Below are 25,537 nucleotides of genomic sequence, written 5' to 3'. Positions count from 1 at the left end.
CTATGGAAACAAAGTGAACGGCTCGAAATGAGACCCGTCCGCGACTAACGGTCTGCCCTGTCTGGGTGGACCCAGACAGGAGAATTTGTGGCTGCCAAACCACGCGTGCACGAGATCGCCTCCGAGCTCGGCGTCGACAGCAAGGTCGCGCTCGAGAAGCTGAAGGCGCTCGGCGAATACGTCAAGAGCCCCTCGTCGACCATCGAGCCCCCCGTGGCTCGCAAGCTCCGCGCCGCCCTCGAGGCGGACGGTGCAGGCAAGGGCGCTGCCGCAGCGCCCGCGGCGGCGAAGCCCGCCACGCCCGGCGCCCCTGCGAAGCCCGGGGCATCCGCGGCGAAGCCCGGTCCGGCCCGCAAGCCGGGACCCGCGCGCCCGGCCGCTCCGGCCGCCGAGCCGGCCGCGCCCGCGGCTCCGGCCGCGCAGGCGCCGGCTGCTGCTCCGGCCGCCGAGGCGCCCGCTGCGGCTCCGGCTGCTGAGGCCCCGGCTGCTCCGGAGGCGAAGACCCCCGGCGCGCCGGCCGCACCCGCCGGGCCCAAGCCCGGCCCCGCTGCCGCCACGCCGCAGCCGCCCCGCCCCGGCGGAACGCCGCGCCCCGGCAACAACCCCTTCGCATCGTCGCAGGGCATGGGTCAGCGTCCCGCGGGCCCGCGTCCGGGCAACAACCCGTTCGCGTCGGCACAGGGCATGGGTCAGCGCCCCAGCCCCGGCAACATCCCGCGTCCTCAGGCTCCGCGTCCCGGCGCCCCGCGCCCCGGCGCTCCCCGTCCGGGTGGCGCAGGTCGTCCCGGTGGCGGCGGTCGTCCCGGCGCGCCGTTCCAGCAGCGTCCCGGCGGCCCCGGTCGTCCGGGCGGCGCCGGTGCCGGTGCCGGTGGCGGTTTCCAGCGTCCCGGCGGCGGCGCTCCCGGCGGCTTCGCCGGTCGTCCCGGCGGAGGCGGCGGTCGTGGCCGCGGTCCCGGCGGTGGCACCGCCGGAGCTTTCGGCAAGGGCGGCGGCAAGTCGAAGCAGCGCAAGTCGCGTCGTGCCAAGCGGCAGGAATTCGAGATGCGGTCGGCGCCGGTCGTCGGCGGCGTCAACGTCCAGAAGGGCAACGGCGAGATCATCCGCCTTCGCCGCGGCGCGTCCATCGCCGACTTCGCCGACAAGCTCGAGGCGCTGCGCGGCTACACCGTGCAGCCCGGCACGCTCGTGACCATCCTGTTCAACCTGGGCGAGATGGCGACCGCGACGGAGTCGCTCGACGAGGCCACCTTCGAGGTGCTCGGCGAGGAGCTCGGCTACAAGATCCAGATGGTCTCGCCCGAGGACGAGGACAAGGAGCTCCTCGAGGGCTTCGGTCTCGACCTCGAGGCCGAGCTGGAGGCGGAGAACGAGGAGGACCTCGAGATCCGGCCTCCGGTCGTGACCGTCATGGGTCACGTCGACCACGGTAAGACGCGGCTGCTCGACGCCATCCGCCAGACGAACGTGGTCGCGGGCGAGGCCGGCGGCATCACGCAGCACATCGGTGCGTACCAGGTCTGGACCGAGCACGAGGGCATCGAGCGTGCGATCACCTTCATCGACACCCCGGGTCACGAGGCGTTCACCGCCATGCGTGCCCGCGGTGCGCAGGTGACCGACCTCGCGATCCTCGTGGTCGCCGCCGACGACGGCATCATGCCGCAGACGGTGGAGGCGCTCAACCACGCCCAGGCGGCCGATGTGCCGATCGTGGTCGCGGTGAACAAGGTCGACAAGCCCGACGCCAACCCGGCCAAGGTGCGCCAGCAGCTCACCGAGTACGGCCTGGTCGCCGAGGAGTACGGCGGCGACGTCATGTTCGTCGACGTCTCGGCTCGCCAGGGCACCGGCATCCAGGAGCTCCTGGACGCGGTGCTGCTCACCGCCGACGCGGGTCTGGACCTCACGGCCAACCCGAACAAGGACGCGCGCGGTGTCGCGATCGAGGCGAAGCTCGACAAGGGTCGCGGTTCGGTGGCCACCGTGCTCATCCAGTCCGGAACGCTGCGCGTCGGCGATGCGATCGTCGCCGGCACGGCGTACGGCCGCGTCCGTGCGATGTCCGACGAGAACGGCGACGCGGTCGAGGAGGCCTTCCCGTCGCGTCCCGTGCAGGTGCAGGGTCTCAACTCGGTGCCGCGCGCCGGCGACACGTTCATCGTGACCGAGGAGGACCGCACCGCCCGCCAGATCGCCGAGAAGCGTGAAGCGGCCGAGCGCAACGCCCAGCTGGCCAAGGCCCGCAAGCGCATCTCGCTCGAGGACTTCACCCGCGCTCTCGAAGAGGGCAAGGTCGAGTCGCTCAACCTCATCATCAAGGGCGACGTGTCCGGTGCCGTCGAGGCGCTGGAGGAGTCGCTGCTCAAGATCGAGGTCGACGACTCGGTGCAGCTGCGGATCATCCACCGCGGCGTCGGTGCGATCACCGAGTCCGACATCAACCTGGCGACGATCGACAACGCGATCGTCATCGGCTTCAACGTGCGCCCCGACACGAAGGCGCGCGAGCGCGCCTCCCGCGAGGGTGTGGACGTCCGGTTCTACTCGGTCATCTACAACGCGATCGACGACGTCGAGCAGTCGCTGAAGGGCCTGCTCAAGCCGGAGTTCGAAGAGGTCCAGTCGGGTGTGGCCGAGATCCGCGAGGTGTTCCGCTCCTCGAAGTTCGGCAACATCGCCGGTGTCATCGTCCGCTCGGGCACGATCACGCGCAACGCCAAGGCGCGCGTCATCCGCGACGGCGTGGTCATCGCCGACGGCCTGGCGATCGAGTCGCTGCGCCGGTTCAAGGACGACGTCACCGAGGTCCGCACGGACTTCGAGGCGGGTATCGGCCTCGGCAAGTACAACGACATCCAGGTGGGCGACGAGATCGAGACCACCGAGATGGTCGAGAAGCCCCGCGCGTAGGTCGCGGACGTGAGGGGCGCCCCGGGAACGGGGCGTCCCTCACGCTTCGAAAGGAGTCATCATGGCATCAGAGCGACAGGCCCGCCTGGGCGACCGCATCAGGGTGATCCTGGCGGAGCGGCTCGAGAAGGGGCTGCGCGACCCGCGGCTCGGGTTCGTCACCATCACCGACGTGCGCGTGACCGGTGACCTCCAGCACGCCTCGGTGTTCTACACGGTGCTCGGCTCGGCCGAGGAGCGCGAGGCGTCGGCGGCAGCGCTGAGGTCCGCGACGGGGATGCTGCGCTCGGAGCTGGGCAAGCATCTCAACGTGCGGCTCACCCCGTCGCTGGAGTTCATCCCCGACGCGATCCCCGAGAACGCCGGTCATATCGAAGACCTGCTCCGCGAGGCCCGCGAGCGCGACCAGGCGGTCGCCGGCATGGCCTCGTCCGCCACGTACGCCGGCGACGCCGACCCGTACGTGAAGCCGCGCGAGCTCGACGACGAGGACTGACCCTCCCGAGGGCTGCAGACGCCGCGACCGGTCAGACCGGTCGCGGCGTCTCGTCGTGTGCGGGCGGGGTCACGACGGAAGGCGCAGGAATCCGTGGGATGCCTCGGCCAGCCCGTCCGCGATGAGCGAGTCGATCGCGCGGTCGCGCTGCAGCGGGTCCGGCCAGTCGGGCACGACGTCGCTCAGCGCGACCGCGTGGGTCCCGGCATCCCGCAGGATCTTCAGCACCGCGCCGCGGGCCTGACGGTCGCTGCCCTCGTACCGTGCCTGCCTGCGCCGGTCGTCGCCGGTGTCGGGATACCCGGCGGCGCGCCAGGCGCACCGGTCGGCGAGCGGGCAGGCGTCGCACCGCGGGACGCGGGCGACGCAGACGGTCGCGCCGAGCTCCATAGCGGCGGCGTTCGCCTCGGCCGCCTGGGCGCGGTCGTCCGGAAGGATCGCCGCCATGGCGTCGAGGTCGCGCCGCGAGGGCGGGCCCGGCTGCGCGCGGCCGTCGACGGCCCGGGCCAGCACACGGCGCGTGTTGGTGTCGACGACGGGGTGGCGGTCGCCGTATGCGAAGACCGCCACGGCCCGCGCGGTGTAGTCGCCGATGCCGCTCAGCGCGAGGAGGGCCGTGACGTCACGCGGCACCACGCCATCGTGGCGGTCGCGGATCTGGACGGCGGCGCGATGCAGCCACAGCGCGCGACGCGGGTACCCGAGGTTGGCCCACTGCCGCACGGCGTCGGCCGGAGCGGCCGCGGCCAGATCGGCCGGCGCGGGCCAGCGCGCGAGCCACGCCTCCAGATGCGGGATGACCCGCTTGACCGGCGTCTGCTGCAGCATGAACTCGCTCACCAGCACGCCCCACGCCCCGAAGCCCGGCCGTCGCCAGGGGAGGTCCCGGGCGTTGTCGCGGTACCACTCGACGAGCGGTGCGGCGAGGTCGGGCATGCGCTCCAGCCTAGGCGGCGGGCACGTGACCGGGCGGGGCGCTCGGCCCGCGCGCCGTAGGCTGGAACCATGCGCCTTCCCGTCACGCCGACCACGACGCTGTGGCGTGACCTCCGCGACCGGGTGCGCCGGCAGAGCCCCGCCGGGCGCGTGATCGTGGCGGTGGACGGGCTCGACGGCGCCGGCAAGACCGTGTTCGCCGACGGTCTGGCCGAGGTGTTCGCCGAGACGGGCGATGCGGTTTTCCGTGCGGGCATCGACGGTTTCCATCGGCCGCGCATCGATCGATACGCCCGGGGCCGCCGCAGCCCCGAGGGGTTCTACCTCGACTCGTACGACTACCCGACGTTCCGCCGCGTGCTCATCGACCCCTTCCGCGACGGCGCGCAGACCGCGGCGGCGACGGGGTTCCAGCTCGCCGCGTTCGACGTCGTGCGCGACGCGCCGGTCGAGTCGCAGTGGGTCACCGCTCCGCTGGACGCGGTGCTCGTCATCGACGGCATCTTCCTCAACCGGCCGCAGCTGCGCGATCTCTGGGACTGGTCCATCTGGCTGGACGTCCCGTTCGAGACGGCCTTCGCGCGCATGGCGCTGCGCGACGGATCCGACCCGGATCCGGACGCGCCCGCCAACGCGCGCTACCGGCAGGGGCAGGAGCTCTATCTGGACGAGGCGCGGCCGCGGGAGGCGGCATCCGTCATCGTCGACAACACCGACTTCGCCCGCCCTCGGATCGTCGGGCACGGCTGATGGCGGCGCCCGGAATCCTCCTCGTCGACAAGCCCGGCGGCATCACCTCGCACGACGTGGTCGCGCGGGCCCGCCGCGCGCTCGGCACGCGCAAGATCGGCCACGCCGGCACGCTGGACCCCATGGCGACGGGGCTGCTCGTCCTGGGCGTCGAGGGGGCGACGCGTCTGCTCACGTTCGTGGTGGGGCTCGACAAGACCTACGAAGCCACCATCCGGCTCGGCGTGGCGATGACCACCGACGACGCCGACGGGGAGGTCGTACAGGCGACGGATGCCTCGTCCCTCGAGCCCGCCGCCATCGCGGCGCGCGTCGCGGCGCTGACCGGCCGCATCTCGCAGGTGCCGAGCACATACTCGGCGATCAAGGTCGACGGGCGCAGGGCCTACGACCTGGCACGCGCCGGCGAGGACGTGCAGCTCAAGGCCCGCGAGGTCACCGTGTCGCGCTTCGACGTCGTCGCACAGCGACGCCTGCCGGCAGGGCGCGCCGGCGACGCGGTGAAGGGCGGGGGAGTGGTCGACCTCGACGTCGTCGTGGAGTGCTCCAGCGGCACCTACATCCGATCGCTCGCGCGCGACCTCGGCGAGGCGCTCGGGGTCGGCGGTCATCTCACCGCGCTGCGGCGGACGCGGGTGGGGCCGTTCGACGTCGCGGCCGCTGCGGCCGTCGACGGCATCGCCGACGCGCCTCTGCTCGCACCGGCGGCCGCGGCCGCGGCGGTGCTGGGCCGGCTGGAGGTCACCGCCGACGAAGCGCGCGACCTCCGCCACGGCAAGCGGCTGCCCGGAGCCGCCGGACGGCTGCGCGGCGCGGGACCCATGGCCGCCGTCGACCCCGGCGGCGTGCTCGTCGGCATCGTCGAACGCCGCGGGGACGACGTCAAGAGCGCCATGAACATGCCCGAGGAGGCAGCCGGATGATCCTGTGGTTCACGATCGCGCAGGTCGTCGTCGCCGTCGCGGCGGGCCTGTTCTGCATCATCGCCGGACTGGCCGGACGCCGGCCGAGCGACTGGACTGTCGGCTCGCTCGCGCTGGTGGAGCTGCTCCTCGTCGTGCAGATCGTGGTGGCCATCGTGGCGCCGTTCGTCGGCAACCCGCCGACCGGGAGCCTGCTGGAGTTCTGGGTGTATCTGGTGTCGGCCGCACTGCTGCCGTTCGCGGCGGTCGCATGGGCGCTGCTGGAGCGCAGCCGGTGGAGCACGGTCATCATGGGGATCGCCGCCCTGTCGATCGCCGTGATGGTGTGGCGCATGCAGGTCATCTGGACCGTCCAGGTCGCGTGAGCGAGACCCCGAGCGGGCCGGCGCGCCGCGGCCGCCGGCATCCGAACTAAAATCGTGACGTCATGTCCTCGCCCGCCCGCCCCCGCATGTCCGGCATCGGCCGTGTGCTCGTGATCGTCTACGCGATCATGGCGCTCGGTGCCACCGGCCGGTCCTTCGTCCAGATCGTCGAGCGCTTCGACGAGGCCCCGCTCGCCTACGCCCTCTCCGCCCTCTCGGCGGTCGTGTACATCGTCGCCACGCTCGCGCTGGTGTTCGCCGGGCGACGCGGCTGGTACCTGGTCGCGTGGATCGCGATCGTCTTCGAGCTCGCCGGCGTCCTCGTCATCGGGACCCTCAGCCTCCTGCTGCCCGAGCTCTTCGCGCACCCCACCGTCTGGTCGTGGTACGGCATGGGCTACCTCTTCGTCCCGCTGGTGCTGCCGTTCCTCGGAATCTGGTGGCTCGCGACGCATCATCCGGTCGCGGCGAGCGCGACCGTTGCGCCCGCGGCGGTCGCGTCGTGATCGTCTTCCGGCATCCGAGCGAGGTGCCGGCGGGGTTCGGTCCGTCCGTCGTCGCGATAGGCAAGTTCGACGGCGTCCACTCCGGTCATCGCGCCGTGATCGCTCGCGCGAGAGTGGATGCCGAGGCCTCCGGCGCGCGCGTCGTCGCGGTCACCTTCGACCGCAACCCGCTGGCGCTGCTGCGCCCCGAGATCTGCCCCGACAGCCTCGTCGGGGTCGATCAGAAGCTGCGACTCCTCGCCGACGCGGGCGTGGATGCCACCCTCATGCTGACCTTCGACCGCGCCCTGGCGGACCTCGGCGCGCGGGAGTTCGTCGAGCACGTGCTCGTCGGGGCGCTGGGCGTGCGGATCGTGATGGTCGGGGCCGACTTCCGCTTCGGCCGCGGGGGAGCCGGCGACGCCGAGCTGCTGCGAGAGCTCGGGGCCGAGTTCGGGTTCGAGGTGGACGTCGTCGACGACGTGCGCGCGATCGACGCGGGTCGCCGGGTCTCGTCGACGTGGGTGCGCGAGCTGCTGGACGGCGGAGATGCCGCCGGAGCCGCCCGGCTGCTCGGCCGGCCGCACGCCGTGCGCGGCGAGGTGGTGCACGGTCTCAAGCGGGGCCGCGCCCTCGGCTTCCCGACGGCGAACCTGTCGCCCGACCTCGAGGGCTTCGTGCCCGCCGAGGGCGTGTACGCCGGCTGGCTCGTCGACGAGGGAATCCCGGGCGGCGGCGCGGCCGAGCCGCGCAGCACGGTTCGCTATCCCGCCGCGATCAGCGTGGGCACCAACCCCACGTTCGACGACGTGGAGGGGCGCCAGGTCGAGGCGTACGTCCTCGACGAGACAGACCTCGACCTGTACGGACACGTCGTGGAAGTCGAGTTCGTCGCCCGCATCCGCGGCATGGTGGCCTTCGAGGGCGTCGACGCGCTCATCGAGCAGATGGCCGACGACGTCGTCCGCGTCCGCGGCGAGCTCTCCTGAGGCCGTAGACCGCGCACCCCGGGCGGCCTAGCATCGAGGCGTGCACGCGCTGGTCCTGATGGCCGCGGAGGCGGCGGCCGACGACTCCGTCAACCTGTGGGGCGCGCTCGGCTGCGCGGTCGCCTACTCCGCCTCGCTGCTGGCGACGCTGGATGCGTTCGCGGATCTGATCCTCGCGCGCGGCGACTCGCCCGCCGGGCGGCTCACCCCCGCGGTGGGGCTCAAGTTCGGGTCGAAGCTGGCCGCCGCCGCCATCGCGGTGGTGTCCGCGGCGATCGTGCTCGCCCTCGACTCGAACTGGTTCGCCTTCGTCTCGCTGTCGATCGCGTTCGCGGTGGTGGTCGGGATAGGCCTGCTGGTGCTGGTGCGCCATGCGAGGGCGATCGGCGCCCCGGCGGGGATCGGCGGGGGCGGCTGAGGCGCGGCATCCGTTCGGACTGCTCATATGAGCAAACTTCGTGCAGATGTTGCTCATCTGCTGCCAGGTATGTCAGTGTGGAGGGACCGACGGAAGGAGGCTCGTGGACGCGGTCGACGAACTCCTCTCGATCCGGGCAGCCGAGCTCTACTACGAAGAGAACCTCACGCAGGAGCAGATCGGCCGGAGCCTGCAGATCACCCGCTGGAAGGTGGGCCGCCTGCTCATCCAGGCCAAGGAGGAGGGCTTCGTCCGCATCGAGATCCTCCACTCGCGCGCGCGACGGCCGCAGCTCGAGCGGCGGCTGCGCGAGGAGCGCGGCCTCCGCGACGCGGTGGTCGTGTCGCAGGCGGGCATCCGCAGCGACGACGAGCTGCAGCAGCGCGTCGCCCAGGCGGCCGCCGATCACCTGACCGCACTGCGTCCGAGCCCCCGCGTCCTCGGGGTGAGCTGGGGTCGCACCCTCGCCGACATCGCGCATCATCTGCGCGAGGGCTGGTCGTCCGGCACCGATGTCGTGCAGATCAACGGCGGTCTCAGCATGAGCGCGCAGCCCGGCACTGCGGCCGCGACCGCCGTCGGCATCGCGCACAAGGGCGGTGGCGGCGCCACCCTGCTGCCCAGTCCCGCGATCCTCGAGCACCGGGCGACGAAGGAGGCCATCGAGGCCGATCGCGTCGTCGCCCGCGTGCTCGGCATCGCCCGCTCCGCCGACGCCTACCTGTACAGCGCCGGCGCCGCCGACCACCGTTCCGTGCACGTCGACAGCGGCTACCTCAGCGAGGCGGACATCGACCGCCTCGTCGCCGCGGGCGCGGTCGGCGACGTCGTCGGCCGCTACATCGACGCCGCCGGACGTGTGGTCGACGCCGCCCTCGACGCGCGCACGGTCGGCCTTTCGCTCGACGAGCTGCGACGCGCCGACGTCGCCGTCGCGGCGATCGCCGGCGAAGCCAAGCGGGCGGTCGCTGCCGCCGTCGTCGCATCCGGGCTGTGCACGGTGCTGATCACGGACGAGTCCACCGCACGCCACCTCCTCGACGGCTGACCGCGAGGCCGGCCACCCGAACCCCAACCACGAAAGCCAGGTCATCACATGTCAGGCACCTCCATCGTGACGCTGCCCGAGAGGGCCGTCGAGCTGCTGGGCGGACAACCCGACGACACGACGCTGCGGCGGTATCTGCACGGGCTGCCCGGTGTCGACGCCGTCGGGCTCGAGCAGCGCGCCGCGGGTCTCGGCACCCGCTCCATCAAGACGACCTCCAAGGCGTGGGCCCTCGACAAGATCATCGAGCTCATCGACCTCACGACGCTCGAGGGCGCCGACACGCCGGGCAAGGTGCGCTCGCTCGTCGCCAAGGCGCTGAACCCGGATGCCTCCGACCCGACGACCCCGCGGGTCGCGGCCGTGTGCGTGTACGGCGACATGGTGCCGTACGCGGTCGAGGCGCTCGGCTCCGCCCACGGCGATCCCGACGAGGGCGGGGTGAGCGTCGCGGCGGTCGCCACCGCCTTCCCCAGCGGCCGGGCATCGCTGGACATCAAGCTCGCCGACACGGCCGAGGCCGTGGCGCACGGCGCCGACGAGATCGACATGGTGATCGACCGCGGCGCCTTCCTCGCCGGCCGCTACGGCCTCGTCTTCGACCAGATCGCGCGGGTCAAGCAGGCCTGCCGCCGCGAGGACGGCACGTACGCGTCGCTCAAGGTGATCCTCGAGACCGGCGAGCTCAACACCTACGACAACATCAAGCGCGCGTCGTGGCTCGGGATCCTCGCGGGCGGCGACTTCATCAAGACGTCGACCGGCAAGGTGCAGCCGGCGGCGACGCTGCCGGTCACGCTCTTGATGCTGGAGGTCGTGCGCGACTGGCACCGTGCGACCGGTGAGAAGGTCGGCGTGAAGCCGGCCGGCGGCATCCGCACGTCCAAGGACGCCATCAAGTACCTCGTCACGGTCGCCGAGACCGTCGGCGAGGACTGGCTGCAGCCGCACCTCTTCCGCTACGGCGCGTCGAGCCTGCTCAACGATGTGCTCCTGCAGCGCCAGAAGCTGAAGTCCGGACACTACACCGGCGCCGACTACGTGACGATCGACTGAGATCAGGGATAACAAGACATGAGTTTCCTCGAGTACGCCCCCGCCCCGGAGTCGCGCGCGATCCTCGATCTGCGCGACGAGTACGGGCTCTTCATCGACGGCGAGTTCCGCCCGGGCGCGGGCGAGTCGTTCGCGACGATCTCACCCGCCGACGAGAAGCACATCGCGACGATCGCCTCGGCGACCGAGGCGGACGTCGACGCCGCGGTGGCGGCCGCGCGCCGTGCCTACAACAAGACGTGGTCGAAGATGAGCGGTCGCGACCGCGGCAAGTACCTCTTCCGGATCGCGCGGCTCGTGCAGGAGCGCGCCCGCGAGCTCGCGGTCGCCGAGAGCCTCGACAACGGCAAGCCGATCAAGGAGAGTCGCGACGTCGACGTGCCGCTGGTGGCCGCGTGGTTCTTCTACTACGCCGGCTGGGCCGACAAGCTCGACTACGCGGGCCTCGGAGCCGACCCGCGCTCGCTCGGTGTCGCCGCCCAGGTGATCCCGTGGAACTTCCCGCTGCTCATGCTCGCGTGGAAGATCGCTCCCGCCCTCGCCGCGGGGAACACCGTCGTGCTCAAGCCCGCCGAGACGACCCCGCTGTCGGCGCTCATCTTCGCCGAGATCCTGCAGCAGGCCGACCTGCCGCCGGGCGTGGTGAACATCGTGACGGGTGCCGGCGCCACCGGGGCGGCCCTGGTGCGGCATCCCGATGTGAACAAGGTCGCCTTCACCGGCTCGACCGCGGTCGGCCGCGAGATCGCCAAGGCGGTCGCGGGAACCGACAAGAAGCTGACGCTCGAGCTCGGCGGGAAGGCCGCGAACATCGTGTTCGACGATGCGCCGATCGACCAGGCGGTCGAGGGGATCGTCAACGGCATCTTCTTCAACCAGGGCCACGTGTGCTGCGCGGGCAGCCGCCTGCTGGTGCAGGAGTCCATCCACGACGAGGTCGTCGACCGGCTGAAGAACCGCCTGTCGACGCTGCGCCTGGGTGACCCGCTCGACAAGAACACCGACATCGGCGCGATCAACTCGCGAGAGCAGCTCGACCGCATCCGCGAGCTCAGCCGCATCGGTGAGGACGAGGGCGCCGAGCGCTGGAGCGCCGACTGCGCCATCCCCGACAGCGGCTTCTGGTTCGCGCCGACGATCTTCACCAACGTGCAGGCCAGCCACCGCATCGCGCGCGACGAGATCTTCGGGCCGGTGCTCTCGGTGCTGACGTTCCGCACGCCCGCCGAGGCCATCGAGAAGGCCAACAACACGCCCTACGGGCTGTCCGCCGGCATCTGGAGCGACAAGGGCTCGCGCATCCTGGCGGTCGCCGACCGCCTGCGCGCCGGTGTGGTGTGGGCCAACACCTTCAACCGGTTCGACCCGTCATCGCCGTTCGGCGGATACAAGGAGTCCGGCTACGGCCGCGAAGGCGGTCGGCACGGCCTGGCCGCCTACCTCAGGAGCGCGCCGCCCGCCGGCGGCGCCACCCGGCTGCTCTCCCGTGCCGCGAAGAAGGAGGTCTCCTCATGAGCACGCGCCTGACGATCCCCAAGACCTACAAGCTCTACATCGGCGGCGCCTTCCCGCGCAGCGAGTCCGGGCGCACCTACGAGGTCGCCTCGCCCAAGGGCGGGTTCCTCGCCAATGCGGCACTCGCCTCCCGCAAGGACGCCAGGGATGCCGTCGCCGCCGCCCGCGGCGCCGTCAAAGGCTGGTCGGGCGCGACCGCGTACAACCGCGGTCAGGTGCTCTACCGGGTCGCCGAGATCCTCGAGGGCCGCCGCGCCCAGTTCGTCGACGAGATCGTGCAGCAGACCGGCGTGTCGTCCTCGGCAGCCACCGCGGAGGTCGACGAGGCGATCGACCGGTGGGTCTGGTACGCGGGCTGGTGCGACAAGTTCGGCCAGGTCGCCGGCAACGGCAACCCCGTGGCAGGTCCCTACTTCAACATCTCGGTGCCCGAGCCGACAGGCGTCGTGGGCGTCGTCGCGCCGCAGGACACCGCGCTCGTCGGGCTCGTGTCGGCCGTCGCCCCGGCTCTGGTCACGGGCAACGCCGTCGTCGTCGTGGCATCCCAGCGCTACCCGCTGTCGGCCATCTCGCTCGCCGAGGTGCTCGCCACGAGCGACGTGCCCGGGGGAGTGGTCAACGTCCTCACCGGCTCGCCCGCCGAGATCGCGCCGTGGCTGGCCTCGCACCCCGACGTGCACGCCCTCGACCTCGTCGGCGCCGGGGACCTCGACTGGATCGACCTCGAGATCGCCGCTGCCGAGACGCTGACGCGGGTGCTCCCGCCCGAGAACGGGTCGGATGCCGCGGCGCCGAGCCTCGCCCGCATCACCGCGTTCACCGAGACCAAGACGATCTGGCACACCAAGAGCCTGGTGTGAGCTGAAGGCTCCGGCGCTGCACAGCGTCGGAGACTTCCGCCGACACGCGGGGGAACGGATGCCGCTCCTCGGCGGGTCGGGCCGAACCTCCGATCCTGTGCGCGGCCGGCGACGAGCTCAGCCGAGCTGGAGGCCGCCCCACTGCCCGGGCTCGCGGAGCTCGCCGTAGTGCACGTCGACGTCGTGCGCCGACACCGACGCGACGCAGGCCAGGAGAGACAGGGTCGGGTAGCCGAGCGGGCGGTTGTCGCGGATGATCGCGCCGTCGTCGGTGGGCGGGAGTTCCGCCGACCGCTCGAGCACCTCGACCCACGGCATCCACCACCGTCCTTCCGATGCCGGCGCGGCGGACTGGAACTCGCCCAGCCACCGGGCGATGCGCGGCGTGCCGGCGTCGTCGACGTCGTCGTGCGCGATCATGTGCGTGCCCGGCGCGAGGTCGGTCGTGCGGAGGGCGGCGCCGTCCCACGTGAGCACGCGGGCGCGGGCGCCCTCGACCTCGACGAGGTTGAAGCCGTGCGTCGCCGGCTCGGCGGCGGGGGAGTGGCCGGCGACGGAGTCCAGCACGATGCCGCCTCGCGACTGCAGCTCGGACTCCGGGCGCTGCGTCTCGTCGGCGCGATTGAGGAGCACGGCCAGGCGCCCCGTCTCAGGGTCGGCCGCGAGCCAGGCGCCGCCCGCCCGCACGTCGCGCACGCCGACGACGCCGTCGTGCGGCTCCGGCCACCAGCGGCCGAGCGGGTTCCACGGGCGCTCGGGATCCTCGTCGCGGATCGCGAGCACGCGGGTCGGCTCGGCGGCGGACTCCGGGACGCGGATGACGACGGTGCACATCGGGGCTCCTCGGGGTTTCGGGCCGCGCGGGCGGCGGGTCGGGCACTCGTGCCAAGATCGGAGGGTGTTCGTCGTGGTCGGGGTCACCGGTGGCATCGCCGCCTACAAGACGGTTCAGCTCGTGCGCCTCCTGGTGAAGGCGGGGCACGAGGTCCACGTCGTCCCGACCGACGACGCGCTGCGGTTCGTGGGTCTTCCCACCTGGGAGGCGATCAGCCGCCACCCCGTGACGACCTCCGTCCACGACGACGTCGCGCGCGTCCGTCACGTCGCGCTCGGCCAGGCGGCCGATCTCGTGATCGTGGCGCCCGCGACGGCGAACACCCTGGCGAAGATGACCGCGGGGCTCGCGGACGACCTCCTCGGAACGACCCTACTCGCCACCACGGCACCGGTCGTCGTGGCGCCGGCGATGCACACCGAGATGTGGCGGCACCCCGCGACGACCCACAACATGCGGGTCCTCCGCGAGCGGGGCGTCATCGTCGTGGGCCCCGAGGAGGGCGAGCTCACCGGCGGGGACAGCGGGCCCGGGCGCATGTCCGAGCCGGAGGCCGTCCTCGAGGCCGCGCTCGCCGCGGCCGAAGGCGGCGCGGGCGACCTGGACGGCCTCCGCGTCGTGGTCAGCGCCGGCGGCACGCGCGAGCCCATCGACCCCGTGCGCTACATCGGCAACCGCTCCAGCGGCCGTCAGGGGGTGGCCGTCGCGCTCGCCGCCGCCGATCGGGGCGCCGACGTCGTGCTGGTCGCGGCGCACCTCGACGACGGCGTGCTGGCCGAGGCATCCGCCGGCGGGCGCATGCAGGTCGTGCGCGCCGGCACCGCGGCCGAGCTCGGCTCCGCGGTCGATGCCGAGGCGGACGCCGCCGACGTCGTGGTGATGGCCGCGGCTGTCGCCGATTACCGGGTCGCCGAGGTCTCGCCCCTCAAGCGCGCGAAGGAGGCCGCCCCGGTCGGCGGCATCACGCTCGATCTGATCGAGAACGACGACATCCTGGCCGGGCTGGTCCGCGCGCGGCGGGCCGGGCAGACGGTCGTCGGCTTCGCCGCCGAGACCCCGGGCGAAGGCGAGACGCTGCTCGACCGCGGTCGGCGCAAGGCCGCGCGCAAGGGGGCCGACCTGCTCGCGGTGAACGAGGTGGGGTGGTCGCGCGGTTTCGAATCCGCCGACAACGCGGTGACGATCATCGACGCCGCCGGAGAGGTCGTCGCCGCCCGCCGCGGCAGCAAGCGCGACGTCGCCGACGCGCTGTGGGACGCGGTCCTGGCGGTCCGGAAGAAAAAGTAACGAAACAGTAACGGCGCATGTAGAGTGGTCCGCACCACGTCGACGAGGACGTGGAGCACGACCCTCGGAGGACATGCCCGATGCCCTACCCTGCGGCATCCGACCGCGCCCGCGACCGGATCCACGCCCTGTTCATCGTGTGCGTGCTCGCGGCCGCGAGCCTCGTCGTCGCGGTGCTGGGCGCCGCGCCGTCCCGCGTCACCGCGCAGGAGCTGCTGGGCGACCCGCGCACTCCCGGCGACGCGGCGTTCATCGCGAGCCACCGGGGCGGTGCCGCCCACGCGCCGGAGAACACGCTGCCGGCGATCCAGGCCGCCCTTGCAGCGGGCTTCGAGTACGTCGAGGTCGACGTCGCGCTCACCGCCGACGGCCACCCCGTGCTCATGCATGACAAGACGGTCGATCGCACCACCGACGGACACGGCCGGCTGTCGGCGCTCACCCTCGCAGAGGTGCGGGCGCTGGACGCCGGCTCCTGGTTCGACGCGGCCTACGCGGGAACCCCCGTTCCCACGCTGCAGGAGTTCCTCGATGCGCTCCTGGCCGACGACGCGCGCGCGATCCTGGAGCTCAAGGGCGAATGGGATGCCGCCGCCGTCGCCGCGGCGGTCTCCGAGGTGTCCGCGCGTGGCCTGGAGCGGCGTGTCGTGCTCGCGAGCTTCGACGCCCGCACGCTCGCCCTCGCCGCCACCGAGTCCGAGGTGCTGTCGCGCCTGCTCATCGTCAAGCACCTGCCGTCCGACGTGGTGAGCGCCGTCACCGAGGCGGGCGCGCGCGGAGTGGTCGTCAGCCGCAAGGCGGTGCTCGCACGACCCGAGATCGTCGACGAGCTCCACGCTGCGGGCGCCCGCGTGGTCGTGTACACCCTCAACGACGACGAGCAGTGGGGCGCGGTCACGGCGCTGGGGGTCGACGGCATCGTCACGGACGACCCCCATACGCTGTCGGAGTGGCAGGCCGCCTACGCCGGTCGGTGACGCGCGCACGGGGGCGGGCGGCGTGCCCCGGTGCATCCGCTCGTGGTGCTCATTAGGGTGAGGGGGAGGGCGCCCCGCACGCGGCGGCGGCGCCGAGCGAGAGGTGTCGGGCGATGGGCGGGCAGAAGGCGATGACGCGGGTCGCGATCGGCGGCGTGGCCGCCGCGGTGGCGGTCGTCGTCCTCACCGGATGCGCCGCGGGGTCGTCGGGCACGCCTACGGGCAGCCCCACCAGCAGCCCGACCGTGACCCTGGAGACCCCGGCGCCGGGTCCCTCGGCGACGCCCATCGAGACGGAGAAGCCGCAGAGCGGATTCACGGTGCCGGAGTCGTGCGAGCAGATCTACTCCGCCGGGATGCTCGGCGAGCTGCAGTCCGAGAACCCGCCGCTCAACGACCCCGGCGTCACGATGCTCTCCACGGAGAACGCCGACCTCCTCGAGATCATCCACGGGGGAGCGCCGACGCTCCGGTGCTCGTGGGGGATGCCGAGCGAGTACGGACTGGCGACCAATGTCACGGCGGTCACCGCCGAGCAGGCCGAGGCCGCCATCGGGGCCCTTCCGGGGGCCGGCTTCGGATGCGAGACGCTCGGCGAGGGCACGGTCTGCCGGATCGAGCAGCGCGGCGTGACGCTCGACGACGAGGAGTACCTCCGCGGCGAGACCCACTACATCGGCGCGGGCGGGCTGGTGACCACCGCGTACATCAACTTCGCGCCGGAGGGCTACACGGAGGACATCGTCGCGACGCTCTGGGGCTGAGGGCCCCGCGTCCCGTAGACTAGTCGCGGGGAGACCTCCGACGACGTCGCAGCTCGCAGAAGCGAGTGCCCGCGACCGTCGGCGGCACATCCCCGATCCCGCGTTCGCGACGGCGACCACGCCGCCCGCGGGAGCACGCAGAACCATCGGTGTCATCCGATCCTTCGCCGGTCCCGATCCGGCACTCACGCTCAGGAGGAGCATGCCGACCACGGCACCCGCCCAGACGGCGCAGCGTCGCCGCAAGTCCTCGTCCGCGCGCCGCGACGACGAGGCACCCATCATCCCGATCCTCGCGCGCAAGGTGCGCGAGGTCGAGGCCAAGGCCCAGCGCGGAAAGCTCGGCCCGACCAACCGCGTCAAGTTCCAGGTCATCGCGTTCCTGGTCCGCGAGGAGCGCGCGCGGGTGAAGGCCGATACCGAGGTGACCGACGCCGCCCGCACCGAGCTGCTCAAGCGGCTCGACGGCGTGGCGACGATCCTCGCGAAGACGGCCGCCCGCGACACCTCCCTCATCCAGCTGCTCGAGGTCGATCAGGCGACGTCGCCGGTCGCCCGGCGCATGCGCCGCGACTGGCTGCTGGAGTCCGGCGCCGAGCTGCCGCCCGACGAGCTGATCATCACCGACGTGGCGCCGGTCGCCGTCCCCGTCGTGCCCGCGGCGCTCGCCGAGCGCCAGGTGGTGCCGCCGCAGGTCGAGGCGCGCCGCGAGGCGAACCCGTTCCTGCCGCCGGACCTGTCCGCGCGCGCCCCCAAGGAGACGCCCCGTCGGCGCCTCGACAGCTGGGAGCTCATGGGCCCGCTGTACAAGGCCTTCGAGACCGGGGCCGGTGGCGGCAGCGCCACGATGGAGCTTCCGCCCGTGCCGGAGTTCGACCGCCTGTCACCCAAGGGCCTGGAGGTCATGCCCCACCAGTCGCGCTTCCTCGAGGCGGTGCGCGCCGGACACCGCACGTTCCTCCTCGCCGACGAGCCGGGCCTGGGCAAGACGGCGGAGTCGGTGCTCGCGGCATCCGTCGCCGGCGCCTACCCGCTGCTGGCGGTCGTGCCCAACGTCGTGAAGATGAACTGGGCGCGCGAGGTGGAGCGCTGGACGCCGCAGCGGCGCGCCACGGTGATCCACGGCGACGGCGAGGGCATCGACGCGTTCGCCGACGTCTTCATCGTCAACTACGAGATCCTCGACCGTCACCTCGCATGGCTCAGCTCGCTCGGGCTGAAGGGCATGGTCGTCGACGAGGCGCACTTCATCAAGAACCTCACGTCGCAGCGCTCGCAGAACGTGCTGGCGCTGGCCACCCGCATCCGCGAGCAGGTGCGCGACCCGCTGCTGCTCGCCCTCACCGGCACGCCGCTCATCAACGACGTCGAGGACTTCGACGCGATCTGGCGATTCCTCGGCTGGACCAACGGCGAGAAGCCGGGTCCGCTCCTCATGGAGAAGCTCGACGAGACCGGTCTGACACCGGCCGACAAGTCGTTCTACCCCGAGGCCCGCGATGCGGTCATCTCGATGGGCATCGTGCGACGCAAGAAGAAGGACGTCGCCGCCGACCTTCCCGACAAGCTCATCGCCGACCTCCCCGTCGAGCTGGACGACGAGTTCGGGCGCTCGATCCGCCAGGCCGAGCGCGAGCTGGGCGAGCGGCTCGCGGCGAAGTACCGGCGGATCATCGAGGCCCGCGGCGACCGCGGGCTCGCGCCCGGCGAGGTCGATGCCGACATCGTCCGCCTCGTGGCGCACAACGAGCTCGAGGAGTCGAAGGCCGCAGGCACCGGGTCCGAGAACGTCTTCACGATGGTGCGGAAGATCGGTCAGGCCAAGGCCGTGCTCGCCGCGGACTACGCGGTGCAGCTGCAGCGCTCGGTGGGCAAGGTCGTCTTCTTCGCCAAGCACATCGACGTCATGGACGCCGCGGAAGCCCACTTCGCCTCGGCGGGGCTCAAGACGGTGTCGCTGCGCGGCGACCAGGCCACGACGGCGCGCCAGCAGGCCATCGACGAGTTCAACAACGATCCCGACGTGGGCATCGCCGTCTGCTCGCTCACCGCTGCCGGCGTGGGGGTCAACATGCAGGCGTCGTCGAACGTCGTCCTCGCCGAGCTCTCGTGGACGGCCGCCGAGCAGACGCAGGCGATCGACCGCGTGCACCGCATCGGCCAGGACGAGCCGGTGACCGCGTGGCGCATCATCGCCGCGCACACGATCGACACGAAGATCGCCGAACTCATCGACTCCAAGCAGGGGCTCGCGGCGCGCGCGCTCGACGGCGAGGCCGTCGACCCGCAGTCGAGCGACTCGGTGCAGCTGTCGGCGCTAATGCACCTGCTGCGGCAGGCGCTCGGCGCGGCGTAGCGGAGCTGCGGACGAAGGGGCGGTGCGGGTTCGCACCGCCCCTTCGTCGTGCCGCCGCCGCGTGTGGCAGGCCGGCCGTTCCGGCACTAGTGTCGGGGGAGGCAGCGTCGCCGTCCCTCATCCCCGACTTGCGAGGAACACAGCATGAAGATCGGCATCCTGACGAGCGGCGGCGATTGCCCCGGACTGAACGCGGTCATCCGCGGTGTCGTGCTCAAGGGCACGACCACCTACGACCTCGAGTTCGTCGGCATCCGTGACGGCTGGCGCGGTGTCGTGGACGGCGACTTCTTCCCGCTCACCCGTCACGAGGTCAAGGGTCTCTCGAAGGTCGGCGGCACGATCCTCGGCACCAGCCGCACCAACCCGTACGAGGGTCCGCGGGGCGGCGCCGAGAACATCGCCAAGACGATGTACGGCCACCGCCTCGACGGCATCATCGCGATCGGCGGCGAGGGCACCCTCGCGGCCGCGAACCGGCTCTCGAACGACGGCATCAACGTGCTGGGTGTGCCCAAGACGATCGACAACGATCTGCGGGCCACCGACTACTCGTTCGGCTTCGACACCGCCGTCAACATCGCCACCGACGCGATGGACCGCCTCCGCACGACCGGCGACTCGCACCAGCGCTGCATGGTCGCCGAGGTCATGGGGCGCCACGTCGGCTGGATCGCCCTGCACGCCGGCATCGCCGCCGGCGCGCACGTCATCTGCATCCCCGAGGTGCCCCTCTCGATCGACGAGATCACCGCCCAGGTCTCCAAGGCCCACGACCGCGGTCGCGCCCCGCTCGTCGTGGTGTCGGAGGGCTTCACGCTCACGGGAATGGACGAGGCCTTCAGCGACAAGGGCCTCGACGCGTTCAACCGCCCCCGCCTCGGCGGCATCAGCGAGGTGCTGGCGCCCGAGATCGAGCGCATCACCGGCATCGAGACCCGGGCCACGGTCCTGGGCCACATCCAGCGGGGCGGCTCGCCGTCCGGCTTCGACCGTGTGCTGGCCACGCGCCTCGGACTGCACGCCGCCGACGCGGTCGTCGACGGCGCGTGGGGCCAGATGGTCGCGCTCCGGGGCACCGACATCGTCCGCGTGCCCTTCATCGACGCGCTCGGCGAGCTCAACACCGTCCCGCTCTACCGCTACGAAGAGGCCGCCGCACTGTTCGGCTGACCCCCTGACGTGCCAGGGACGGATTCCTCGCCCCGAGGCATCCGTTCGCCCCCGACGTGTTCGCTCGGCCCGACGCGCGTCCGCCCGGGCGTCGCCCGCGATCTCCCCGTGGATGTCACACATCTGGTGGCCTGAGGCTCACGGAGGCGGATTCTCGTGTGACACGACGGCCGCGCCCGTCGCAAGTGACCGGTCAGCGGGCCCCGGGGCGCCAGCCGGCCTCGACCAGGGAGTCCGCCACACGGCGCACCGCGACGGTTCGATCGGGATGGAGATGGTGACTCAGGACTCGCACCAGGCGCCAGCCGAGGGCGGGAATGCGGTCCCACCGGTCGGCGTCCCGCGCGAACTGCGCCTCGTCGAACGCGTGCGTGCGCCCGTCGTGCTCCACGGCGACCTTCAGGTCGGGATAGGCCATGTCCAAGCGGGCGACGAACTCGCCGTCGGCGCCTCGCAGACTCCAGTTGAGCTGAGGCTCCGGCAAGCCTGCGCGCACGATGGCGAGGCGGAGCGTGGTCTCCTCCGCGGTCTCGGCGCCGACTCGTATCGCGTGCAGGGCACGCGTCAGCACCCCGCCTGCGACGTCACCCGCCTCCGAGACCTCGCGCCTCAGGTCGTCGAGGGTGACCAGGCGGTTCCGCGGCAGGACCAGGAAGTCACCCGCTGCGATGAGGTCGTCGACATGCCATAGCGCGGCCGCCTGTCGCCACATCCGCGCCGGATGCTCGATCGGCAGGCCGCGAGCGGTCCAGCGGGCCGCTTCCCGCGCCTGCAGCCTGTGGCCGACGACTCCCTCGCGGCGCGGTTTGCCGGCGGGGCGGCGTGCGGACACGTGGAGCTCACGTGCTGCGGCCTTCGTGAACGGAAGCGGCGCGCCGGCGAGGGCGAGGCCGCAATCGTGGCTGAAGAACTGGTCGGGCGTCAGAGCGGGGGCGAAGAGCGCCGCCCGCTCGAACAGCTCACCGCGGAGGCGCGCGAGTCTCTGCGAATGGGTCTCGTCGCCCGATGGCTCGGTCGCCTCACCCCGCGGTGCCCGGACGCCCCGCGTCGGGAGGATGAGGTCGTTCGCGCGGAGGCGCGACGCGGAGACGCCGTGGCCACGCGCTTCCGCAACGGAGAACGCGCGGCCCGCGAGCACATCGGGAAGCGGATTCGCGCGGGACACAGTCCCATTGAGGAGCCTTGCGTACCGGCATCCGTCGCCCAGAGGCGATTGCGTGCATCGCCGGCCCCCATGCGGGACCTGGGGAGGAGCCGCAAGCCACCAACGTGTCCCACTTCACGTGCCCATTCGCTCGCTTCTCCCGCATCTTGTGTGCCATGGCGGAGTGGAGAGTCTCGGTTGCGGGTACCAGAGCGCGCGTGAGGCGCCCCTACTGAGACACGCACGACGGTGACGGATGCCTCGGGCCCGAGGCATCCGTCACCGCTCAGGCGTCGGCGAGGCCGAGCACGTCCAGCAGCCACGCGAGCTCGAAGGCGCGCTCCCGCCAGGCATTGTAGCGGCCGCTGACGCCGCCGTGCCCGGCGACCATCTCGCACTTCAGCAGCGCGTCCGCGCCGACCTCCCGCAGCCGCGCGACCCACTTGGCGGGCTCGACGTACAGCACCCGGGTGTCGTTGAGCGACGTCACGGCGAGGATGCGCGGGTAGGAGGCATCCGTCCGCACGTTCTCGTACGGCGAGTACGACTTCATGTAGGCGTAGACGTCGGGGTTGTGAAGCGGGTCGCCCCACTCGTCCCACTCGATCACCGTGAGCGGCAGCGACGGGTCGAGGATCGTGGTCAGCGCGTCGACGAACGGCACGTCGGCGAGGATCCCGGCGAACAGCTCGGGGGCGAGGTTGGCCACCGCGCCCATGAGCAGGCCGCCCGCCGAGCCTCCCTCGGCCACCAGCTGCGACGGCGACGTGTAGCCGTTGTCGATGAGGTGCAGCGCGCTGTCGACGAAGTCGGTGAACGTGTTGCGCTTGCTGAGGAGCTTGCCGTCCTCGTACCACTGCCGCCCCATCTCCCCGCCGCCGCGCACGTGGGCCACGGCGAACACGACGCCGCGGTCGAGCTCCGACAGCCGTGCCACCGAGAATCCGGGCTCGATCGAGTGCTCGTACGAGCCGTAGCCGTACAGGTGCACCGGCCGCGGCGCGACGCCGGCGTCGCCGAACGAGCGCTTCCACACCAGCGAGATCGGGATCTGCGCGCCGTCCTGGGCGGTGGCCCACACCCGCTCCTGCGCGTATTCGGCGGGGTCGTAGCCGCCGAGCACCGGCTGACGCTTGCGGAGGTGCAGCTCGCGCGTGGCCACGTCGAGGTCGTACACCGTGCCGGGCGTGACGAAGGAGCCGTAGCCGAGGCGCAGCAGCGGAGGAGCCCACTCGGGGTTGCCGCCGGTGCCCACCGAGTACAGCGGCTCGTCGAACGCGATCTCGCTGACGCCGCCGGTGCCGTAGTCGAGCATGCCGAGGCGCGCCAGCCCGCCGCGGCGGTATGCCACCACGCCCCAGTCGCGGAACGTCGAAACGCCCAGCAGGCGCTCGCCGGGACGGTGGGGGATGACGACGGCGCGTTCGCCTGACGGGTCGGATGCCGCGACCCGCACCAGCTCGAAGTCCAGGGCGTCGTCGTTGTGAAGGATGAACAGCACGTCCTCGCCGTCGATGACGGCGTGCTCGGAGTCGTACTCGACGCCCTCGGCGCGCGGCCAGACCACGCGCGGCTCGCCGCGGAGGTCGTCGGCGTCCAGCAGCCACTCCTCCGAGGTGATCGACGAGCCCAGCCCGATCACGAGGTAGCGGTCGCTGCGCGTGAACCCGGCCCCCACCCAGAACCTCTCGTCGGGCTCGTGGAACAGCCGGGTGTCGTCCTCGACGGGCGTGCCGAGCTCGTGCAGCCACACCGTGTCGGGGCGCCACGCATCGTCCACGGTCGTGTACACGATGAACCGGCCGTCCGGCGAGAAGGTGGCGCCCGCGAACGTGCCGGGGATCTCGTCGGGCAGCTGTTCGCCGGTGCGCAGGTCGCGCACGCGCACGGTGTAGCGCTCGTCGCCGGCGACGTCGACGCCGAAGAGCATCAGCGCACCGTCGGTGCTGACCTCGAAGCTGCCCAGCGAGAAGAACTCGTGGCCCTCGGCCTCGACGTTGCCGTCGAGCAGCACCTGCTCGCCGGGAACCTCGACGTCCGGCGACAGCTCGGGCGGGGTCCAGTCATCGGGGGAGGCGAGGGGAGCGCGGCACTGGATCCCGTACTGCTGGCCCTCCACCGTGCGGCCGTAGTACCACCACTCGCCGCGACGCGTCGGCACCGACAGGTCCGTCTCGAGGGTGCGCCCCTTGATCTCGTCGAAGATGCGCGCGCGCAGTCCTTCCAGATGCGCGGTGCGCTGCTGGGTGTAGGCGTTCTCGGCCTCGAGGTGCGCGATGACCGCGGCGTCCTCCTTCGCGCGGAACCACTCGTAGCGGTCCTCGACCTCGTCGCCGTGGTGCGACCGAACGGTGATCCGGTGCTCGGCGACAGGGGGACGGATGCCGGAATCCGGCGTGGACGGGGCGGATGCGGAGTCGCTCAGAGTCACCGTTCCACGCTAGTCGCCCGGCGAGTTGACCGGCAGGTCGACCGATGTAGGATTCTTCTGGCCGGTTGCCGGTTCCTGAATTCCTGGTGAACTCTTCGTTCGTCACGCCGATCCCGTCGGCACCATTCCCTCACTCCCTCACCGAAAGCGAACGGTGGAAACCGCAACCCTCATCACCGCCGTGCTGGTGATCGCACTGGCGCTGTTCTTCGACTTCACGAACGGCTTCCACGACACCGCCAACGCCATGGCGACTCCGATCGCGACCGGCGCGCTCAAGCCCCGCACCGCGGTCCTGCTCGCCGCCGTGCTCAACCTCGTCGGCGCATTCCTGTCGACGGAAGTGGCCAAGACGATCTCGGGCGGAATCATCCGCGAAGAGGAGATCTCGGCCTCCATCTTCCCTGCCGTCATCCTGGCGGGCCTGATCGGCGCGATCACCTGGAACATGCTCACGTGGCTGCTCGGGCTCCCGTCGTCGTCGTCGCACGCCCTCTTCGGCGGACTGATCGGCGCGACCATCGTGGGCGTGAGCGTCACCGCCATCGACTTCGGCGTCGTGATGTCCAAGGTGATCCTGCCGGCCATCATCGCCCCGCTGACGGCAGGGCTCATCGCGTTCACGGTGACCAAGATCGCCTACGCCGCGACCCGCCGGTACGACAGCAAGGCGGACGGCCGGGACGGGTTCCGTGTGGGTCAGATCTTCACGTCGTCGCTCGTCGCGCTCGCGCACGGCACGAACGACGCCCAGAAGACGATGGGGATCATCACGCTCCTGCTGATCACGGTGGGCCTGCAGGATCACCCCGAGCCCGAGTGGTGGGTGATCGTCGCCTGCGCCGTGACGATCGCGCTCGGCACCTACATGGGCGGCTGGCGCATCATCCGCACGCTCGGCAAGGGGCTGACCGAGGTCAAGCCGGCCCAGGGCTTCGCCGCCGAGAGCTCGACGGCATCGACCATCCTCGCCTCCAGCGCGCTCGGCTTCGCGCTGTCGACCACTCAGGTCGCCTCCGGGTCCGTCATCGGGTCGGGACTGGGCCGGCGGGGATCGCAGGTCCGCTGGCGCACGGCCGGACGCATCATGATCGGCTGGGTGCTGACCCTTCCCGCCGCGGGCGGCGTCGGCGCGCTCGCCGCGCTCATCGTCACGTGGCTGGGGTTCTGGGGAATCATCATCGACGCGGTGCTGGCCACCGCCGTGATCCTCCTCATCTTCCTGCGCTCGCGGCGCAACGAGGTCAACGCCTCCAACGCCATGAGCGAGGTGGCCGAGTCCGGTCGCGCGGTCAAGGTCAAGAAGAACCCGCCGCCGACCCGTCGGCAGCGCGCGCTCGCCCGTGAGGAGGCGCGACGCTCGGCCTCGGCGGCCGCCGCGGCGAAGAAGGCGGCCAAGGCCGCCCGGACGCCCACGCCGCCGCAGCCGACGGCATCGGGCTCGAAGGAAGGAGGCGAGCGATGACCATCGACTGGTTCGCCTTCGTGCAGGTGTTCGCCGCGGCGCTCACCGCCGCCGTCCTCGTGGTGGGCTTCTACGCCCTCGGCCTGCGCCTGCTCGTGCGCGCCGGGCGCCCGCCCGTGGTCGCTCCCGTCGAGTTCACCGACGCCATCACGGTGATCACCGAGAAGGAGGCCCGCCGCGCCGAGAAGGCGGCGGCGAAGGCGGCCAAGCGCAGCCCCCTCACCGACGGGCAGAAGCGTCTCGCGCTCGTCGGCGCGTACGCGTGCTTCGCGGTGTGCGCCGCAGCCGTGCTGGGCGGTCTGCTCCTGATCGTCTTCAACCACTGAGCGCGCGGCACGATGCCGCCGCGCGTGC

At 71.9% G+C, this 25,537-nt stretch carries 23 protein-coding genes; 19 read left to right on the top strand and 4 right to left on the bottom strand.

Translation table 11 applies throughout. From position 1 onward, the window contains the following. Nucleotides 1–87: 87 nt before the first annotated feature. The gene (gene infB, locus ACZBH1_RS00590; RefSeq protein WP_463645184.1) at nucleotides 88–2,910 is read left to right on the top strand and encodes a translation initiation factor IF-2; all 2,823 of its coding nucleotides are present in this window, start codon (nucleotides 88–90) and stop codon (nucleotides 2,908–2,910) included. A 61-nt stretch (nucleotides 2,911–2,971) separates the two neighbouring features. After that, entirely contained in the window at nucleotides 2,972–3,406 is a 435-nt protein-coding gene (gene rbfA, locus ACZBH1_RS00585) for a 30S ribosome-binding factor RbfA (protein ID WP_336399098.1), read from the top strand. A 69-nt stretch (nucleotides 3,407–3,475) separates the two neighbouring features. On the opposite strand, the gene ACZBH1_RS00580 is transcribed toward rbfA, so the two are convergent. Beyond that, nucleotides 3,476–4,342 (bottom strand): HhH-GPD family protein, encoded by an 867-nt coding sequence (locus ACZBH1_RS00580; protein WP_463645183.1) that lies wholly within the window; start codon nucleotides 4,340–4,342, stop codon nucleotides 3,476–3,478. 69 nt (nucleotides 4,343–4,411) lie between these two features. Between ACZBH1_RS00580 and ACZBH1_RS00575 the strand changes: the two genes are divergently transcribed. The 10 genes from ACZBH1_RS00575 to ACZBH1_RS00530 all read left to right on the top strand — a co-directional run bounded on the left by ACZBH1_RS00575 (nucleotide 4,412) and on the right by ACZBH1_RS00530 (nucleotide 12,751). Further along, nucleotides 4,412–5,092 (top strand): nucleoside/nucleotide kinase family protein, encoded by a 681-nt coding sequence (locus tag ACZBH1_RS00575; protein ID WP_463645182.1) that lies wholly within the window; start codon nucleotides 4,412–4,414, stop codon nucleotides 5,090–5,092. Next, nucleotides 5,092–6,015: a tRNA pseudouridine(55) synthase TruB gene (gene truB, locus ACZBH1_RS00570; RefSeq protein WP_463645181.1), complete on the top strand. Its 924-nt coding sequence runs from the start codon at nucleotides 5,092–5,094 to the stop codon at nucleotides 6,013–6,015. Before ACZBH1_RS00575 ends, truB begins: the two co-directional genes overlap by 1 nt. After that, nucleotides 6,012–6,380, top strand: a complete 369-nt coding sequence (locus tag ACZBH1_RS00565) for a hypothetical protein (protein ID WP_336399094.1) — start codon at nucleotides 6,012–6,014, stop codon at nucleotides 6,378–6,380. The genes truB and ACZBH1_RS00565 overlap by 4 nt, the downstream gene beginning before the upstream one ends. Before the next feature lie 62 nt (nucleotides 6,381–6,442). Further along, the gene (locus ACZBH1_RS00560) at nucleotides 6,443–6,886 is read left to right on the top strand and encodes a hypothetical protein (protein WP_336399093.1); all 444 of its coding nucleotides are present in this window, start codon (nucleotides 6,443–6,445) and stop codon (nucleotides 6,884–6,886) included. Then, nucleotides 6,883–7,854: a bifunctional riboflavin kinase/FAD synthetase gene (locus ACZBH1_RS00555; protein WP_378884713.1), complete on the top strand. Its 972-nt coding sequence runs from the start codon at nucleotides 6,883–6,885 to the stop codon at nucleotides 7,852–7,854. Before ACZBH1_RS00560 ends, ACZBH1_RS00555 begins: the two co-directional genes overlap by 4 nt. A gap of 40 nt (nucleotides 7,855–7,894) precedes the next feature. After that, nucleotides 7,895–8,272 (top strand): hypothetical protein, encoded by a 378-nt coding sequence (locus ACZBH1_RS00550; RefSeq protein WP_463645180.1) that lies wholly within the window; start codon nucleotides 7,895–7,897, stop codon nucleotides 8,270–8,272. 103 nt (nucleotides 8,273–8,375) lie between these two features. After that, nucleotides 8,376–9,320 (top strand): sugar-binding transcriptional regulator, encoded by a 945-nt coding sequence (locus tag ACZBH1_RS00545; protein WP_336399090.1) that lies wholly within the window; start codon nucleotides 8,376–8,378, stop codon nucleotides 9,318–9,320. Between the two features lie 48 nt (nucleotides 9,321–9,368). Next, nucleotides 9,369–10,376, top strand: coding sequence for a deoxyribose-phosphate aldolase (gene deoC, locus ACZBH1_RS00540; RefSeq protein ID WP_336399089.1), 1,008 nt, complete (start codon nucleotides 9,369–9,371; stop codon nucleotides 10,374–10,376). A gap of 18 nt (nucleotides 10,377–10,394) precedes the next feature. Then, nucleotides 10,395–11,891 (top strand): aldehyde dehydrogenase family protein, encoded by a 1,497-nt coding sequence (locus ACZBH1_RS00535; RefSeq protein WP_463645179.1) that lies wholly within the window; start codon nucleotides 10,395–10,397, stop codon nucleotides 11,889–11,891. Continuing rightward, the gene (locus tag ACZBH1_RS00530; RefSeq protein ID WP_336399087.1) at nucleotides 11,888–12,751 is read left to right on the top strand and encodes an aldehyde dehydrogenase family protein; all 864 of its coding nucleotides are present in this window, start codon (nucleotides 11,888–11,890) and stop codon (nucleotides 12,749–12,751) included. The genes ACZBH1_RS00535 and ACZBH1_RS00530 overlap by 4 nt, the downstream gene beginning before the upstream one ends. A 117-nt stretch (nucleotides 12,752–12,868) precedes the next feature. On the opposite strand, the gene ACZBH1_RS00525 is transcribed toward ACZBH1_RS00530, so the two are convergent. After that, nucleotides 12,869–13,585 carry an NRDE family protein gene (locus ACZBH1_RS00525; protein WP_463645178.1) on the bottom strand — a complete coding sequence of 239 codons (717 nt, stop codon included), beginning with the start codon at nucleotides 13,583–13,585 and terminating at the stop codon, nucleotides 12,869–12,871. Nucleotides 13,586–13,649: 64 nt separating this feature from the next. On the opposite strand from ACZBH1_RS00525, the gene coaBC reads away from it, so the two are divergent. The 5 genes from coaBC (at nucleotide 13,650) to ACZBH1_RS00500 (ending at nucleotide 20,143) form a co-directional block, all read left to right on the top strand. After that, a complete protein-coding gene (coaBC, locus tag ACZBH1_RS00520) occupies nucleotides 13,650–14,873 on the top strand; it encodes a bifunctional phosphopantothenoylcysteine decarboxylase/phosphopantothenate--cysteine ligase CoaBC (RefSeq protein WP_463645177.1) in 1,224 nt (407 codons plus the stop codon). A gap of 80 nt (nucleotides 14,874–14,953) precedes the next feature. Continuing rightward, nucleotides 14,954–15,850 (top strand): glycerophosphodiester phosphodiesterase, encoded by an 897-nt coding sequence (locus ACZBH1_RS00515; RefSeq protein WP_336399084.1) that lies wholly within the window; start codon nucleotides 14,954–14,956, stop codon nucleotides 15,848–15,850. 113 nt (nucleotides 15,851–15,963) lie between these two features. Next, nucleotides 15,964–16,614 (top strand): hypothetical protein, encoded by a 651-nt coding sequence (locus ACZBH1_RS00510; protein WP_378884727.1) that lies wholly within the window; start codon nucleotides 15,964–15,966, stop codon nucleotides 16,612–16,614. A 202-nt stretch (nucleotides 16,615–16,816) separates the two neighbouring features. Next, nucleotides 16,817–18,970: a DEAD/DEAH box helicase gene (locus ACZBH1_RS00505; RefSeq protein ID WP_463645176.1), complete on the top strand. Its 2,154-nt coding sequence runs from the start codon at nucleotides 16,817–16,819 to the stop codon at nucleotides 18,968–18,970. A 144-nt stretch (nucleotides 18,971–19,114) separates the two neighbouring features. Then, nucleotides 19,115–20,143: a 6-phosphofructokinase gene (locus ACZBH1_RS00500; RefSeq protein ID WP_336399081.1), complete on the top strand. Its 1,029-nt coding sequence runs from the start codon at nucleotides 19,115–19,117 to the stop codon at nucleotides 20,141–20,143. A 193-nt stretch (nucleotides 20,144–20,336) separates the two neighbouring features. Here the strand turns inward: ACZBH1_RS00500 and ACZBH1_RS00495 are convergent, their stop codons facing one another. Both ACZBH1_RS00495 and ACZBH1_RS00490 read right to left on the bottom strand, forming a co-directional pair. Further along, a complete protein-coding gene (locus ACZBH1_RS00495; protein WP_463645175.1) occupies nucleotides 20,337–21,308 on the bottom strand; it encodes a putative endonuclease domain-containing protein in 972 nt (323 codons plus the stop codon). A gap of 265 nt (nucleotides 21,309–21,573) precedes the next feature. Further along, the gene (locus ACZBH1_RS00490; protein ID WP_452324973.1) at nucleotides 21,574–23,712 is read right to left on the bottom strand and encodes a S9 family peptidase; all 2,139 of its coding nucleotides are present in this window, start codon (nucleotides 23,710–23,712) and stop codon (nucleotides 21,574–21,576) included. A gap of 160 nt (nucleotides 23,713–23,872) precedes the next feature. On the opposite strand from ACZBH1_RS00490, the gene ACZBH1_RS00485 reads away from it, so the two are divergent. Both ACZBH1_RS00485 and ACZBH1_RS00480 read left to right on the top strand, forming a co-directional pair. Further along, nucleotides 23,873–25,183, top strand: a complete 1,311-nt coding sequence (locus ACZBH1_RS00485; RefSeq protein WP_336399078.1) for an inorganic phosphate transporter — start codon at nucleotides 23,873–23,875, stop codon at nucleotides 25,181–25,183. Then, the gene (locus ACZBH1_RS00480) at nucleotides 25,180–25,509 is read left to right on the top strand and encodes a peptidase (RefSeq protein ID WP_463645174.1); all 330 of its coding nucleotides are present in this window, start codon (nucleotides 25,180–25,182) and stop codon (nucleotides 25,507–25,509) included. The genes ACZBH1_RS00485 and ACZBH1_RS00480 overlap by 4 nt, the downstream gene beginning before the upstream one ends. The last annotated feature ends 28 nt before the right edge of the window (nucleotides 25,510–25,537 follow it).

The organism is Microbacterium sp. ZXT2-5 (genome assembly GCF_055329545.1).
Note: the sequence above shows the minus strand (reverse complement) of the source record. Positions and strands in the feature narration are given on the sequence as shown.

Coding starts and splice junctions, on each gene's coding strand:
- ACZBH1_RS00535 (WP_463645179.1), top strand. CDS start 10,395: ATGAGTTTCCTCGAGTACGCCCCCGCCCCGGAGTCGCGCGCGATCCTC.
- ACZBH1_RS00575 (WP_463645182.1), top strand. CDS start 4,412: ATGCGCCTTCCCGTCACGCCGACCACGACGCTGTGGCGTGACCTCCGC.
- ACZBH1_RS00480 (WP_463645174.1), top strand. CDS start 25,180: ATGACCATCGACTGGTTCGCCTTCGTGCAGGTGTTCGCCGCGGCGCTC.
- ACZBH1_RS00565 (WP_336399094.1), top strand. CDS start 6,012: ATGATCCTGTGGTTCACGATCGCGCAGGTCGTCGTCGCCGTCGCGGCG.
- ACZBH1_RS00515 (WP_336399084.1), top strand. CDS start 14,954: ATGCCCTACCCTGCGGCATCCGACCGCGCCCGCGACCGGATCCACGCC.
- ACZBH1_RS00505 (WP_463645176.1), top strand. CDS start 16,817: ATGCCGACCACGGCACCCGCCCAGACGGCGCAGCGTCGCCGCAAGTCC.
- ACZBH1_RS00525 (WP_463645178.1), bottom strand. CDS start 13,585: ATGTGCACCGTCGTCATCCGCGTCCCGGAGTCCGCCGCCGAGCCGACC.
- ACZBH1_RS00500 (WP_336399081.1), top strand. CDS start 19,115: ATGAAGATCGGCATCCTGACGAGCGGCGGCGATTGCCCCGGACTGAAC.
- ACZBH1_RS00510 (WP_378884727.1), top strand. CDS start 15,964: ATGGGCGGGCAGAAGGCGATGACGCGGGTCGCGATCGGCGGCGTGGCC.
- rbfA (WP_336399098.1), top strand. CDS start 2,972: ATGGCATCAGAGCGACAGGCCCGCCTGGGCGACCGCATCAGGGTGATC.
- ACZBH1_RS00580 (WP_463645183.1), bottom strand. CDS start 4,342: ATGCCCGACCTCGCCGCACCGCTCGTCGAGTGGTACCGCGACAACGCC.
- ACZBH1_RS00560 (WP_336399093.1), top strand. CDS start 6,443: ATGTCCTCGCCCGCCCGCCCCCGCATGTCCGGCATCGGCCGTGTGCTC.
- ACZBH1_RS00530 (WP_336399087.1), top strand. CDS start 11,888: ATGAGCACGCGCCTGACGATCCCCAAGACCTACAAGCTCTACATCGGC.
- deoC (WP_336399089.1), top strand. CDS start 9,369: ATGTCAGGCACCTCCATCGTGACGCTGCCCGAGAGGGCCGTCGAGCTG.
- truB (WP_463645181.1), top strand. CDS start 5,092: ATGGCGGCGCCCGGAATCCTCCTCGTCGACAAGCCCGGCGGCATCACC.